The sequence below is a fragment of the Paenibacillus sanguinis 2301083 = DSM 16941 genome (assembly GCF_000374825.1).
GTDB lineage: Bacteria > Bacillota > Bacilli > Paenibacillales > Paenibacillaceae > Fontibacillus > Fontibacillus sanguinis.
The window spans coordinates 273,292-288,083 of record NZ_KB895380.1 but is presented as its reverse complement, the minus strand read 5'-3'; the positions used below and the strand labels follow the sequence as shown (position 1 = coordinate 288,083).

The window sequence follows — 14,792 nt, the reverse complement described above, 5'->3', positions numbered from 1 at the left end:
CGGTTTGCTCCTTTGTGTTTGGCATCTGTCTCTTTATCTATTAGTTCATTTTAGCAAGAAAAGGCTGCCCCGAGAACAGTCTTTCTGTTCGGGCAGCCTTATAGCAGCGTGAATTAAGCGTTCGCCGCAGGAGTTATTTTCTCGATGACCTTGTCAACCAGGCCATATTCCTTCGCTTCAGCCGCACTCATAAAGTAGTCGCGGTCGGTATCCTTCTCAATTCGTTCCAGCGGTTGGCCGGTCCGTTCTGCCAGAATTTGGTTCAGCTTGTCGCGCATTTTGAGAATGCGACGGGCACGAATTTCAATATCTGTAGCTTGACCTTCTGCTCCACCAAGGGGTTGATGGATCATAATCTCGCTGTTTGGCAAGGCATAACGTTTGCCTGGAGCACCGGCATTCAGCAGGAAGGCGCCCATCGAAGCGGCCATGCCTACACAAATCGTGGATACATCGGACTTGATAAATTGCATTGTATCATAAATAGCCATGCCCGCTGTAATGGAACCGCCCGGGCTATTAATGTAAAGAGAGATGTCCTTCGTGGGGTCTTCCGCATCCAGAAACAACATCTGTGCGATGATGGAGTTGGCGACGACATCATTCACTTGGGAGCCCAGAAAGATGATCCGATCCTTGAGCAGTCTGGAATAAATGTCATATGCGCGCTCCCCGCGGTTGCTTTGTTCAACGACCATAGGAATATAACTCACCAATAAAACCTCCTTGAATTTGGAGCGGTTACTTAGGGGCTTGGTCCGGAGGAACGCTTCCGCTTCGGGAAGGTCCAGCGGGGGCCACAGGTAACCTCTCTTGTGGGATGTATAATTCAAATCTCGCCATCCATCTATATCAGAATAGACGGAAACGAAAAAGATTAACCTCATCATACACTAATTTGCTTGAGAAAGTCAAAGAAAGTCAAACTCAAAGAAATAAAAAAAGCACTGCGGGGTCTCCGAGGCTTGTTTTGGTTAATCATCATTGTGCTGTGTTAAAATTTAAATGGCGCGCCCGCGAGGAATCGAACCTCGATCTCAGGCTCCGGAGGCCTACGTCATATCCATTGGACCACGGGCGCAAATTTAGCGAACAAAAATGATTATATGTTATGTAGAAGAGAATTGCAAGCAAAAGCTCGTATTAGATCCCGCCCGTCCCTACCACTGCAGGAATTTTATGGATTTGCCTTCGACAAAATCCGTTCAAAACAGCGCCGTTTCGGTGCTTCTTCAAATAGGAAGGTATAAGAGCCTTGAATTATGCCAATTATACGGACAGTCATGCTTGCAACAGAGCTAAAAATTGGTTAGAATATTGGTGGGACTTAAAAAGTTAACCCGGGACATTTTAAGACCAGGAGATGGAGAGAGAAGACGAAGCTTGCAGGAGTGGAAAGCATGCGAAATGTATTAGATATTCAAAAGCAGCTTCTTCCTGATCTCATGGACATTCTCAAGAAAAGGTACACCATACTTCACCAGATCATGTTATCCGACGTCATTGGCCGTAGAACGCTGGCAACTTCACTGGACATGACCGAGCGTGTGTTGCGTGCCGAAACGGATCTCCTTAAGGCTCAAGGCCTGATTGAGATCGAGAATATTGGCATGAGAATCAGCGACGCAGGTCGGAAACTGCTGGAGGACCTCGAGCCGATTGTGAATGAGCTGTTTGGCCTTTCCAATTTGGAAGAGAAGATTCGTCAGCATTATGGTCTGCGCAAGGTCGTGATCGTACCCGGAGACTGCGAAACTTCGCCGCTGGTCAAGCGGGAGCTGGGCCGAGCAGGCGCCAAGGCATTGCTTGGAGCGATGTGCGGAAATGATGTGGTGGCGGTCACTGGCGGTACTACGCTGGCCGAGGTTGCGGATCAACTGAATCCGTCCCAAGGTGTGACCATGAAGCAGAGCTGGTTCGTGCCGGCTCGCGGTGGACTTGGCGAAAGCCTGGAAATTCAGGCGAATACCATTGCTTCCGGTATGGCGAAGCGGGTGGGAGCAGGCTACCGTCTGCTGCATGTCCCCGATTTGCTGGGCAAGGAAGCCTATGAATCGCTGGTGCATGATCCGAACATTCAGGACATTGTCAACATGATTCGCCAGGCGCGAATTGTGGTGCACGGCATCGGTGACGCCATGGAGATGGCTCGAAGGCGCAAGCTGGAGCAGGCCGTGGTTGAAGAAATTCGTAATGAGGGTGCTTTGGCTGAATCGTTTGGCTACTATTTTAATCAAGATGGTGTCGTGGTGCATAAGATGCTGACCCTCGGCCTTCGTCTGGAGGATATTCGGAAGACGGAGACGGTAATCGGTATTGCCGGCGGCAAAAAGAAGGCAAGAGCAATTCATGCAGTGCTGCGCTTTGGACATGAGGATATTCTGGTGACCGATGAGGCGGCTGCAGAGGAAATTGTCAGCAGACTAAAATAATTTTCCGTTCAAGAGGAAGCTTTAAATTAACTACCGTTTACTCATGGCGGGCTTTTCGGCCTGTCTTGAATAATAAAAAAAACGAACACTGGGAGGAACTATTCAATGAGTGTAAAAGTAGGGATTAACGGGTTTGGACGTATTGGACGTTTGGCTTTCCGCCGCATTCAAAACGTGGAAGGTATTGAAGTAGTAGCGATCAATGACCTGACAGATGCAAAGATGTTGGCTCATTTGTTGAAATATGATACGACTCAAGGCCGCTTTGACGGTGAAGTTGAAGTACATGACGGCTTCTTCAAAGTTAACGGTAAAGAAGTTAAAGTTCTGGCTAACCGCAACCCTGAAGAATTGCCTTGGGGCGATCTCGGCGTTGACATCGTGTTGGAATGCACAGGCTTCTTCACAACGAAAGAAAAAGCTGAGCTTCACTTGAAAGGTGGCGCGAAGAAAGTCGTTATCTCCGCTCCAGCTACTGGCGACATGAAGACCGTTGTTTACAACGTTAACCATGAAATCCTTGATGGTTCCGAAACGGTTATCTCCGGCGCATCTTGCACAACGAACTGCCTGGCTCCTATGGCCAAAACGCTGAACGACAGCTTCGGCATCGTTGAAGGCTTGATGACTACAATTCACGCTTACACTGGCGACCAAAACACGCTGGATGCTCCACATGCCAAAGGCGATTTCCGTCGTGCTCGTGCAGCAGCAGCAAACATCATCCCTAACACAACTGGCGCAGCTAAAGCTATCGGCCTGGTTATCCCTGAGCTGAAGGGTAAACTCGACGGTGCTGCTCAACGTGTGCCTGTACCAACAGGTTCCTTGACTGAGCTTGTGACTGTTTTGGAAAAACAAGTTACAGTTGAAGAAGTAAACGCAGCAATGAAAGCCGCTTCCGATCCAGAAACTTTCGGTTACACGGAAGACGAAATCGTATCCTCCGACATCGTAGGCATCACTTACGGTTCCCTGTTCGATGCGACTCAAACGAAAGTAATGACCGTTGGCGACAAACAACTCGTTAAGACGGTAGCATGGTACGACAACGAAATGTCCTACACTGCTCAATTGGTTCGTTCCCTGGAATACTTCGCAAAAAAAGTTAAGTAATATAGCAACGTTAAATGAGAAGCCGGATTTGTGAACCTTCTCTAATATAAACAATCCAAAGAGGAGTGACCTGCCTAGAAGGACTCCTCTTTGGTTCATGCAAGAAACACGGCATTCACACACACCCCGTTTTTATAAATAGAGATAGCTTTTCGCAAGACGCTTAGGAGAGAAATCTAGAACCAAGCCGTATATGCGCATTTTTCCGCAAGTTCTGGAAACCGCCGCGCATACCCTTAGGAGGAACGTGGATATGAACAAGAAAAGTGTACGTGATGTGGAAGTAACCGGCAAACGCGTGTTTGTTCGTGTAGATTTCAATGTACCGATGCAAGACGGCAAGATCACTGACGATACCCGGATCCGTGAAACACTGCCTACGATCAAATATTTGATCGAGAACGGTGCAAAGATTATTCTCGCAAGTCATTTGGGTCGTCCCAAAGGCCAAGTTAATGAAGACATGCGTTTGACCCAAGCGTCTGCGCGTCTGTCCGAGTTGCTAGGCAAGCCGGTAGCCAAGGCTGATGAAGCTATCGGGGAAGAAGCAAAGGCGAAAGTAAGCGCCTTGAATAACGGCGACGTCCTCGTGCTTGAGAACGTTCGTTTCTATCCAGGTGAAGAGAAAAATGACCCTGAACTCGCGAAGCAATTTGCTGAATTGGCTGACCTGTTCGTCAATGACGCATTTGGTGCGGCTCACCGTGCTCATGCTTCGACAGAAGGGATTGCTCATCACTTGCCAGCTGTATCCGGTCTTCTGATGGAGAAGGAATTGTCCGTTCTTGGCAAGGCCTTGTCGAACCCGGATCGTCCTTTCACAGCCATCATTGGTGGATCGAAAGTAAAAGATAAGATCGATGTCATCGACAATCTGCTCAACATTGCGGACAACGTATTGATTGGCGGCGGTCTGGCTTATACCTTCTTCAAGGCCCAAGGCCATGAGATCGGTAAATCCTTGCTGGACGATTCGAAGCTGGATGCTGCGCTGGGCTTCATCGAAAAAGCCAAGAAGCTCGGCAAGAACTTTGTGCTGCCTGTAGACTGCGTAGTAGCAGACGACTTCAGCGCAACAGCTAATCACAAGGCCGTTGATATCGACAGTATTCCTGCCGATTGGGAAGGCGTGGATATCGGACCTAAGACAAGCGCTATGTATGCAGACATCATCAAGAACTCCAAGCTGGTAGTTTGGAACGGACCGATGGGCGTTTTTGAGATCGACATCTTTGCTAACGGAACGAAGGAAGTAGCTAAAGCTTGCGCGGCTACGGAAGGCTACACGATCATTGGCGGCGGCGACTCCGCAGCAGCGGCAGAGAAATTCAACCTGGCAGCGGAAATGGACCATATTTCCACTGGCGGCGGCGCTTCTCTTGAATTTATGGAAGGCAAGGCGCTTCCAGGCGTGGTTGCCCTGAACGACAAGTAAGAACAAAGGTTTAAACGTTCAAAAAAACGGGATTTCACGAATTAAAGGAGTGGGCTCTGTGAGAACACCTATCATTGCAGGAAACTGGAAAATGTTCAAAACGGTTTCCGAAGCTAAGGCTTTCTTTGAAGCGGTTAAAGGTAAAGCGGAAGTAGCAGGCGTGGAAAGCGTCATCTGTGCTCCGTTTACAAACCTACCCGCTTTGGTGGAAGCGGCAAAAGGCACGTCGATCAAGATCGGTGCACAAAACATGCATTTTGAAGACGAAGGCGCGTTTACAGGCGAAATCAGCGGTAGAATGCTGAAAGAGCTGGGCGTGGATTATGTGATTATCGGACACTCCGAACGTCGTGCATACTTTGGCGAAACCGACGAGATCGTTAACAAGAAAATTCATGCTGCATTTAAGCATGGCTTGACTCCAATCCCTTGCGTTGGCGAGAAATTGGAAGAACGTGAAGCTGGCCAAACCAAAGATGTCGTGAAGGTGCAAACGGAAGCGGCGCTAAAAGGTTTGACAGCAGAGCAAGCGGCACAAGTCGTTATCGCTTACGAGCCAATCTGGGCGATCGGTACAGGTAAATCTTCTACTTCGCAAGATGCGAATGAAGTTATTTCCTATATCCGCAGTCTGGTTGAAGGACTGTATGGAAGCGACGTTGCTGCGAAAATCCGTATCCAATACGGCGGCAGCGTGAAGCCGGAGAACGTTAAGGAGTATATGGGGCAAAGCGATATTGATGGCGCGCTCGTGGGCGGAGCCAGCTTGCAGCCGGCATCATATGCCGAGCTTGTTGAGGGGGCGAAGTAAATGACAGCACCCAAACCGGTAGCATTGATCATCATGGACGGCTTTGGACTTCGCGAGCAAGTAGAGGGCAATGCAGTAGCCCAAGCGAACAAGCCGAACTATGATCGTTACTTGAAGCAATATCCAAACACAACACTAACAGCCAGCGGTGAAGCGGTTGGCTTGCCGGAAGGTCAAATGGGCAACTCCGAGGTTGGACACTTGAACATCGGTGCCGGCCGGATTGTGTACCAGGACCTGACCCGGATTTCCAAGTCGATTCGCGAAGGCGAATTCTTCAATAACGAAACGCTGGTAGCAGCGGTTCGCAGTGCGAAAACGAAGGGCAAGAAGCTGCATCTGTACGGCTTGCTGTCCGACGGTGGCGTTCATAGCCATATCGACCATTTGTTTGCTATGTTGGACCTGGCCAAGAAGGAAGAAATGCATGAAGTTTACATCCATGCTTTCCTGGACGGTCGCGATGTGGCTCCAGATAGCGCGAAGGGCTTCCTGGAACGACTGGTTGCAAAGATCAACGAGGTTGGCGTAGGCCAAATCGCTACGGTGCAAGGCCGTTACTATGCGATGGACCGTGACAAACGGTGGGATCGCGTAGAGAAATCGTACCGTGCGATGGTTTATGGCGAAGGTCCTAAATATACCGATCCGATTACGGCAGTCACTGAATCCTATGAGAAATCGGTATTTGACGAGTTCGTCATGCCGACTGTCATTGTTGACGGACATGATCAACCGATCGCCTTGGTAGAATCGGGAGATTCTGTGGTGTTCCTGAACTTCCGTCCGGACCGTGCGATTCAATTGTCCAACGTGTTCACGAACAAAGACTTCCAAGGCTTCGATCGTGGTCCGAAGTTCCCAACCGATTTGCATTTCGTATGCTTGACGTTGTTCGCAGAAACGGTGGAAGGTTATGTAGCCTATAAGCCGAAAAATTTGGACAACACATTTGGCGAAGTGCTGGTTCAACAAGGCAAGAAGCAACTGCGTATTGCGGAGACGGAAAAATACCCGCACGTAACATTCTTCTTCAGCGGTGGACGCGACGTTGAGCTTCCGGGCGAAACTCGCCTATTAATCAATTCTCCGAAGGTAGCTACCTATGACCTGCAACCTGAAATGAGTGCTTACGAAGTAGCTGCGGCTTGCGTGAAGGAGATTGAAGCGGATAAGCATGATGCGATTATCCTGAACTTTGCCAACCCTGACATGGTAGGCCATTCCGGAATGATGGAGCCAACGATCAAGGCGGTTGAAGTTACCGACGAATGTGTAGGCAAGGTTGTTGATGCTATTAAAGCTAAGGGCGGCGTAGCTGTCATTATTGCCGACCATGGTAATGCTGACATGGAAACGGATGAGCAAGGCCGTCCATTTACGGCACATACCACGAACCCGGTTCCATTCATCGTTACTGACGAAAATGTTGTGCTGCGCGAGAAGGGGATTCTGGCCGACGTAGCTCCGACGCTGCTTGACCTGATGGGTCTGCCGCAACCCGCTGAAATGACCGGTACTTCCATGATTGCCAGCCGCAAGGCTTAGTAAAGCATAATCCCAAACCAAAAATAAGGGTTCAAAAAGTCGAAACTGCTTCATGATCAACAGACGGCTTTTTGAATAACCACTTAAAAGGAGACTATTTTCTTATGACAATTATTTCTGATGTCTACGCTCGCGAAGTCCTGGACTCCCGCGGCAACCCTACTGTCGAGGTTGAAGTATATCTTGAGTCCGGCGCAATGGGCCGCGCTATCGTTCCTTCCGGCGCTTCCACAGGCGCTCACGAAGCGGTAGAGCTTCGTGATGATGACAAGTCCCGTTACCTGGGCAAAGGTGTACTGCAAGCTGTTAAAAACGTAAATGAGCTGATCTCTCCAGAAGTAATCGGTATGGACGCTCTGGATCAACTCGGCATCGACAAATTGATGATCGCTTTGGACGGCACACCTAACAAAGGCAAATTGGGTGCGAACGCAATCCTGGCTGTATCCATGGCTGTTGCCCGCGCTGCAGCTGACGCTTTGGACCTGCCGCTTTACGAGTACCTGGGCGGCTTCAACGCCAAGCAACTTCCAGTTCCGATGATGAACATCGTGAACGGTGGCGCGCATGCCGACAACAACGTAGACGTACAAGAATTCATGATTCTGCCTGTAGGCGCTCCTAACTTCAAGGAAGCTCTCCGTACTGGCGCAGAAATCTTCCATAACCTGAAATCTGTTCTGAAGGCAAAAGGCCTGAACACGGCTGTTGGCGACGAAGGCGGCTTTGCTCCTAACTTTACTTCCAACGAAGACGCATTGTCCTCGATCATGGAAGCCATCACTAAAGCAGGCTACACTCCAGGTAAAGATGTGTTCCTGGGCATGGACGTAGCCTCCACAGAATTCTACAAAGATGGCAAATACCATCTTGAAGGCGAAGGCAAATCCTTCACCTCTGCAGAATTTGTTGACCTGTTAGCTTCTTGGGTAGAAAAATATCCAATCATCACGATTGAAGATGGTTGTGCTGAAGACGACTGGGATGGTTGGAAGCTTCTTACTGATAAATTGGGTCACAAAATCCAACTCGTGGGTGACGACTTGTTCGTAACCAACACCGAGCGTCTCTACAAAGGGATCAAAGAAGGTATCGGTAACTCTATCCTGATCAAAGTAAACCAAATCGGTACTTTGACTGAAACCTTTGATGCTATCGAAATGGCAAAACGTGCAGGTTATACGGCTGTTATCTCTCACCGTTCCGGTGAATCCGAAGACAGCACGATTGCTGACATCGCTGTTGCAACCAATGCAGGTCAAATCAAGACAGGTGCTCCTTCCCGTACAGACCGTATCGCCAAATACAACCAATTGCTTCGCATTGAAGACCAATTGACTGACCTGGCTCAATACAACGGCTTGAAATCTTTCTACAACCTGAAAGAGCATCGTTAAGATTTCAAGAATCAACCCATCTACAGTATGAAACATAAAATAAACCCCTGCGGACCGCAGGGGTTTATTTTTGTTTCAGTCATATTTTCACAGGTCATAGTATGTTGTTTCTGTTTTCTAAAGATTTTAAGCTTTAAAAACTTTGATTTGTTCCTTCAGCTCATTCATTAAATGATGCAAGGATTGCGCAGATGCTTCAATGCTTGTTATAATGGCTGACTGCTCTGTGGAGGAAGCAGCCACGGATTGGGCGCTTTGTGCGGAATCCTGGGCAATCGTCAGCATGTCTCCCACCGAAGCAGCAATCTCCTCAGTACCGGCGGATATCTCTTGTGTTGTTGCCGAGACGTCTTGAATCTCGGAAGAGACATGGTGTATGGAACCACGGATTTGACTGAAGGAAGTACCTACCTTCTCCATACGTTCAATCCCGGTATCGATTTCACCAATGCTGTTCTTGATTGAATCCGCAGCCTGAGCGGTGGAGCCCTGAATGAACTGAATCAATTCAACGATATGGGAGATGGACTCGTTGGTCTGCTCCGCCAGCTTCTTCACTTCTCCAGCCACAACGGCAAATCCTCGTCCTTGTTCGCCTGCACGTGCAGCCTCAATCGAGGCGTTGAGGGACAATAGCGCTGTCTGATTGGAAATATCGGATATCACATGGACGATATCGCCGATTTGATTGGAGTGAGCCGCCAATTTCTCAATGTCGGCCGCTGCCTGGTTGGCGGTAGACTGGATTTGTCCCATTTGTTCAATCGCCGATTGGACCTCCAGGTAACCGTGCTCCACTTCTCCAGACACAGCTTCTGCCCGTTCCGATACACTGCCGGAAGCTTCGGCAATCCGTTGTACCCCAACCGCCATCTCTTCGGTAGCTTGTGCGGATTGCTGTGCACCTTGAAGCTGAGTTTGGGTGCCGCTGGCGACTTCTTGAATTGCCGAGGTGATCTCCGCAGTTGCGTGGGAAGATTTCTGCGTATTGTTCAGCAGCTCATGGGAAGCGACATCAACTTGACTGATGGTATGATTAATTTGCCGAACCATCCCGGATAACGAGTCGATCATCAAATTGATATTTTCACTCATTTGCCCAATTTCATCCCGCGATTTCACCGAGACTCGTTCACTGAGGTGGCCGGCAGCCACCTTGGTCATGACTTGGGAAATGGCCTTGATGGGCTTGACGACCAGTCTGGCCAGCAGTACAGCAACAGCTGAAACAATCAGCATGGTGGCTATGACGAGTACGATAGACAAGTTTCGAGCTTTAGTGACTTTTGCAAAAATTTCGCTGGTCGGTACTGTGATGACCATTTTCCAATGCGTACTGGGGATCGTGCCGTAGTAGGCAATCACTTCCTGACCCGTCTCGTCTTGGTATGTCATGGACCCGCTTTCGTTGCCCAGAATGGTGGTTACTGCCTTCTGCAGATCTGGAGTGGTGGCGTAGTCCTCCATCTTCTTGCCAAACCGTTCAGCATCCGGGTAGCTGTAGTAGACTCCGGTATCGGAGATCACATAGCCGTAACCGGTTTCGGCTATGCTGATCTTGTTGCTCTGCGCAGTCAATACATCCGGGGTGATGGAAAAAGCAACACCGCCCATGAATTCGCCCGATTGGTTATTGACGGGCACAATGGCCGGTATTATATATTTATCAAGCGCCTTAAGATAATTCATCTCGCCGATGGCTGGTTTGCGGCTCTCTTTAGCTTTAAGAAAATAGTCGCTTTTTGATATATCGGACGTCATGCCAAGCATATTCAACAGCTGCCCGTTCTTGTCGATGAGGCTGTAACCCTCCGACTGGCTGTCGCTTTGCTCCAATATACTGAGCAGCGGAAATATATCCTCGGCTTTGCCGGATTGAAATTTCGGGTTTTGCTCAATTAACTGTTCCACCGCAGAGGATTTGGACAATACCCATTCATCGATCTTATCGATGTTCATACGCAGTGTTGTCTGGGCCAATTCGTTGCTGTCTTCCTTCGTGACACCGCCGAAGTAGTTGATTAAGAAGATACTGGCGGCTAGCAGAGGGATCAGAGATGTCGCCAGAACAATCAACAGTAGCTTGGTCTGAAAGGACATCGACTTACTTGTAAGCTTACTTTTGCTAGACATATTATTAACCTCCAATGACTGACTTGTGTATAAAATATGAGTTAAGAAAATATTACCATGAATAAAAGGGCCAAATTGGCACAATATGTAGAATTTTGGCACTTAAGTTGGGAATTACTGGGCCTTGGAATGAGAAACCTCGTTGACGCTGAATGAATTGTAGTGTAATTAAACTGCTGGCTGATCTGGAGTGAACAGGTAATTAGGAGTATTGGCTTGAAGCGGGAAGTTTTGATGCAATATTAATGGAGAACAGTTGTTAATTTACGGGTGTCATGGTACAATAATAATGCTGTTTTTAAATGAATGATAAACTCGAAGTATAAAGCATAGATGAAATGATTCTTCCTTAGGAGGTGGATTGAATGGATATTTTCTTGAAGGTATTGCTCGTTATTTTCTCGATCGGCTTGACCGTTGCTGTATTGTTGCAGAAGGGGAAGAGCGCAGGTCTGGCGGGTGCCATCTCCGGGGGGGCTGAACATCTCTTCGGTAAGACCAAAGCCCGTGGTTTGGAACTGGTGCTGGAGCGTGTAACGATCGGCTTGGCCGTCGGCTTCTTCGTTTTATCAATCGTGGTTGCTGTTGTATTGGAGTAGATCGAATTCAGGCAAAGCCTGCTTTTCCTTTGGGGAAGGCAGGCTTTTTTTGATTGATGCAGCTGCAAGTTTGGTGAACTGGCAGCCAATATGCTGAACAATTGCAGTGGTGCGTCATAGTGATGTTACCCTCCAAACCCCTAGATTAGTTCATAGGCTTTGGAGCAATGTGGTAAATTTGTGCAGAGTCGGGGCATGGCAAACACGGATGTACCGCGTTAAATTCGTGTATACTAGGGGTATATACAACTAGAGGAATAATATAGAAACGAATTGACTAAATACATTACCGGTGAACGATGAGGGGCCGGGCTTGAGGTGAAATTATTTGAATTCAATTACAGACACGGATTTGCTGGACTTTATGCGGGAGACTGCCTACAAGCCAATGACGTATCAAGAGCTGGAGGAGCATTTCGGTATCCACGATGCCGGGGAATTTAAAAGCTTTCTGAAAATGCTGAATCGTTTGGAGCAGGCGGGTGAGATTATTTTAACCCGTACGCATCGGTATGGTGTGCCGGAACGGATGGATTTGGTGCGCGGACGATTGCAAGTACATGCCAAGGGTTTTGCTTTTCTTATTCCTGAGGATAAGGAACATCCCGATGTGTATGTTCACGCCAATGACTTGAAGAGTGCGATGAACGGAGACACCGTGCTGGTACGCGTCAGCTCGAAAAGTGCGGGCGGAGGCAAGCTGGAGGGTGAGGTTGTTCGCATCGTTAATCGCGCTGTGACACAGGTGGTTGGTGTATTCCAGCATAATGAGACCTATGGTTTTGTTATAGCCGATGATAAAAGGATCAACAAGGATATTTTCGTCCCGCTGGAAGGGTTCGGCGGTGCGGTTGATGGTGAGAAGGTTGTAGTCAAGATTGTGGAGTATCCCGAGGGACGGTCTGCAGCCGTTGGACAAGTTATCGAAATTCTGGGGCATAAGGATGATCCGGGCGTTGATATTTTATCGATTATTCGCAAGCATCAATTGCCGGAGACTTTCCCCGATGAAGTCATGGCTGAGGCTCAGGCTACACCTGAGACCATCGCCGAAGAAGAAATTATTCGTCAGCGTCGTCGTGATCTGCGGGACAAGGTGATTGTCACCATTGATGGTGAGGATGCCAAGGATCTGGATGATGCGGTTCATGTAGAACGGCTGCCAAGTGGCAATATCCGGCTCGGGGTACATATTGCTGACGTCGGATACTATGTGCGGGAGAATTCAGCGCTGGATCAGGAAGCTTATCAACGGGGATGCAGCGTATACCTGGTGGACCGGGTTATTCCGATGCTTCCGCATCGTTTGTCCAACGGGATTTGTTCGCTGAATCCGAAGGTGGACCGATTTGCGCTGTCCTGCGAGATGGAGTTCAACGAACAGATGAAGGTGGTTAACCACGACATTTATACGAGTGTTATTCGGACCAAAGAACGCATGACTTATACCAATGTTCGCAAAATATTGCAGGAGGAAGACCCTGAGGTCACAGAGCGTTATGCCGATCTGGTGGATACCTTCAAGCTGATGCAAGAGCTGGCTATGCGGCTGCGAGCCAACCGCATGCGGCGTGGGGCGGTTGATTTCGATTTCGAGGAATCGAAGGTTATCGTTGACGAGGATGGCAAGCCAGTTGATATTATCAAACGCGAACGATCTATTGCCGAGCAGATTATTGAAGAGTTCATGCTGGCAGCCAACGAAACGGTGGCTGAGCATTTTCATTGGCTGAAGGTTCCGTTTATTTACCGGATCCATGAGGACCCGGATCAGGAGAAGTTGATGAACTTCATGGCGTTTGTGGCCAACTTTGGCTATACCGTCAAGGGCAGTAAGGGTGACCGTGTACATCCACGGGCATTGCAGACACTGCTGGAGAATATTCAGGGCACGAAGGAGCAGACGGTCATCAGCACGATGATGTTGCGTTCCATGAAGCAGGCCAAATATGATGCGGAGAGCACGGGCCACTTTGGACTGGCTGCCGAATTCTACTCCCACTTCACCTCTCCGATTCGCCGTTACCCCGATCTGGTGATTCACCGCGTCATTCGTGAGGTGATCGAAGGCGGAGGCGCGCTAAGCGAAGCGCGGCAGGAGTATTTGGCCAGCCGGATGCAGGACATTGCTCAGCAATCGTCGGAGCGGGAGCGTATCGCGGTGGAAGCGGAACGGGATACGGAGCAGTTGAAAAAGGCGGAGTATATGCTGGATAAGGTCGGGGAGGAATTCCCGGGCATGATCAGCAGTGTGACGAGCTTCGGGATGTTCATCGAGCTGGAAAATACCGTCGAGGGGCTGATTCGGCTTAGTGCGATGACGGATGATTATTATCACTTCCACGAGCAGCATATGGCGTTGATCGGGGAGCGGACGTCGAAGATCTATCGGATCGGCGATGAGGTGAAGATTCGCGTGGCCCGCGTGAATATGGACGACCACACCATCGACTTTGAGATGGTCGATATGAAGCCGCGCCGTCGCGGGGACGGCTTTGCCGCCCGCGAGGGGTTCGGCGGCGGCCGGGACGGCAAGCCGGGCAAGGGCGGCGGCAAGCGCGGCAAGGAGCGCGCCGGGAAAGGCAAGCCGGCGGCGGCAGGCAAGGCTGCCGGGAAGGCCGCCAAAACAGGCGGCAAGAGCAAAGGCGGCGCAAAAAGCGGCAGCAAAGGCAAGGCAGGCCGTCGTGAGGCCGAGCTAAGCCGTGGCTTTGCCGGCGGCGGCTTGGCTGAACCGGGCCACGAGCCAGCGCGGGGAAGCGGTAAGCGCAGCAAACGCGGTAGCGGGGGCATTGCGCTTACCGGTCCGGAAGGCGCTATTGCACGCGCCCGCGAGGCTGTAGGGGATTCTCCCGCAGCAGCAAGCTTTGGCTTCGGCTCCGGCAAGGGAGGTTATGCCTCCGGGACGGTGGCCGTGGCCCGCGATGGCGGGGGTGGGTATCGCAGCGGCGAGGAACGCGGCTCGCGGCGGAAGAAGCCGTCCGCAAGCGGGAGCCTGGTCGGCGGCGCTCGTGAGGAGGTGGCCGGGGAGTTCGCCCCGGGACGCAAGCGGAGCGGCAAGGGCAAAGGCAAGAGCAAGGCGGGCGGCGGGAATGCCACCGCAGCCTTCGTCCGCAAGAAGAAAAAGTAAAGCTGAAAGTTGCCGGGTTCATTCCTCGCTTTAGGATAACACCCTTTGGCGAAGGCGCCGCTCTAAGCGGTTTTCCCAAGCTAGTAGGGAGGGCCAGCTATAGTGAAAGAAAAAAACAGCAAGTGCCGGGACCGGACACTTGCTGTTTTTTTTGCTTACCGTGATAGCAGTTGCATGGCCTGTAAAGCATGTTT

Annotated in this window: 10 protein-coding genes and 1 tRNA gene; 8 read left to right on the top strand and 3 right to left on the bottom strand. The window is 50.0% G+C overall.

Going from position 1 to position 14,792, the window contains the following annotated elements:
* Positions 1–113: 113 nt before the first annotated feature.
* Positions 114–713 (bottom strand): ATP-dependent Clp endopeptidase proteolytic subunit ClpP, encoded by a 600-nt coding sequence (gene clpP / locus C557_RS0110590; RefSeq protein ID WP_018751843.1) that lies wholly within the window; start codon positions 711–713, stop codon positions 114–116.
* Positions 714–1,006: 293 nt separating this feature from the next.
* Positions 1,007–1,081, bottom strand: a tRNA-Arg gene (locus C557_RS0110585).
* A gap of 319 nt (positions 1,082–1,400) precedes the next feature.
* On the opposite strand from C557_RS0110585, the gene C557_RS0110580 reads away from it, so the two are divergent.
* The 6 genes from C557_RS0110580 to eno all read left to right on the top strand — a co-directional run bounded on the left by C557_RS0110580 (position 1,401) and on the right by eno (position 8,739).
* Positions 1,401–2,432, top strand: a complete 1,032-nt coding sequence (locus tag C557_RS0110580; protein ID WP_018751842.1) for a sugar-binding transcriptional regulator — start codon at positions 1,401–1,403, stop codon at positions 2,430–2,432.
* A 105-nt stretch (positions 2,433–2,537) separates the two neighbouring features.
* Positions 2,538–3,548, top strand: coding sequence for a type I glyceraldehyde-3-phosphate dehydrogenase (gap, locus tag C557_RS0110575; protein WP_018751841.1), 1,011 nt, complete (start codon positions 2,538–2,540; stop codon positions 3,546–3,548).
* 253 nt (positions 3,549–3,801) lie between these two features.
* Positions 3,802–4,983 carry a phosphoglycerate kinase gene (locus C557_RS0110570; protein ID WP_018751840.1) on the top strand — a complete coding sequence of 394 codons (1,182 nt, stop codon included), beginning with the start codon at positions 3,802–3,804 and terminating at the stop codon, positions 4,981–4,983.
* A gap of 58 nt (positions 4,984–5,041) precedes the next feature.
* Entirely contained in the window at positions 5,042–5,794 is a 753-nt protein-coding gene (gene tpiA, locus C557_RS0110565; RefSeq protein ID WP_026263411.1) for a triose-phosphate isomerase, read from the top strand.
* On the top strand, positions 5,795–7,342 hold the full coding sequence (gene gpmI / locus C557_RS0110560; protein ID WP_018751838.1) for a 2,3-bisphosphoglycerate-independent phosphoglycerate mutase: 1,548 nt from the start codon (positions 5,795–5,797) through the stop codon (positions 7,340–7,342).
* Between the two features lie 104 nt (positions 7,343–7,446).
* Positions 7,447–8,739: a phosphopyruvate hydratase gene (eno, locus tag C557_RS0110555; RefSeq protein WP_018751837.1), complete on the top strand. Its 1,293-nt coding sequence runs from the start codon at positions 7,447–7,449 to the stop codon at positions 8,737–8,739.
* A gap of 126 nt (positions 8,740–8,865) precedes the next feature.
* Here the strand turns inward: eno and C557_RS0110550 are convergent, their stop codons facing one another.
* The gene (locus C557_RS0110550; RefSeq protein WP_018751836.1) at positions 8,866–10,872 is read right to left on the bottom strand and encodes a methyl-accepting chemotaxis protein; all 2,007 of its coding nucleotides are present in this window, start codon (positions 10,870–10,872) and stop codon (positions 8,866–8,868) included.
* 365 nt (positions 10,873–11,237) lie between these two features.
* Between C557_RS0110550 and secG the strand changes: the two genes are divergently transcribed.
* Positions 11,238–11,471: a preprotein translocase subunit SecG gene (gene secG / locus C557_RS0110545; RefSeq protein WP_018751835.1), complete on the top strand. Its 234-nt coding sequence runs from the start codon at positions 11,238–11,240 to the stop codon at positions 11,469–11,471.
* A 364-nt stretch (positions 11,472–11,835) separates the two neighbouring features.
* Positions 11,836–14,598: a ribonuclease R gene (gene rnr, locus C557_RS0110540; RefSeq protein ID WP_040676783.1), complete on the top strand. Its 2,763-nt coding sequence runs from the start codon at positions 11,836–11,838 to the stop codon at positions 14,596–14,598.
* Positions 14,599–14,792 lie beyond the last annotated feature (194 nt).